The organism is Vogesella mureinivorans (assembly GCF_007644035.1).
Taxonomy (GTDB): Bacteria; Pseudomonadota; Gammaproteobacteria; order Burkholderiales; family Chromobacteriaceae; genus Vogesella; species Vogesella mureinivorans.
On the sequence record NZ_VMTV02000530.1, the window covers coordinates 1 to 280 of the forward strand.

Consider the following 280-nt stretch of genomic DNA (forward strand, 5'->3'; position numbering starts at 1 on the left):
GAAGACATCAGCCCCGAAGCGTGTGACCAGGTCCTGCCGACGCACGGCAGCGCGCAGGCGCCGCGCCACTTCGGCCAGCAGTTCGTCGCCAGCGGCATGCCCGAGGCTGTCGTTGATGGCCTTGAACTCGTCGAGGTCGACCAGCAGCAGGGCTGCCGGCGAGCCCACGCCGTGATTGCCGGCGAAGTGCTGGCGCGCGTAGCTGCGATTGGGCAGGCCGGTGATGGCGTCATGCAGGGCGAGGAAACTCGCCTGGGCTTCGCTGTCCTTGAGCTGGGTG

1 protein-coding gene is annotated in these 280 nt (G+C 68.6%); it reads right to left on the bottom strand.

Annotation, left to right across the window (positions count from 1 at the left end; all coding sequences use genetic code 11):
• A partial coding sequence (locus tag FLQ44_RS14395) for a diguanylate cyclase domain-containing protein (protein ID WP_147694972.1) occupies window positions 1-280 on the bottom strand: 280 nt, incomplete at both ends.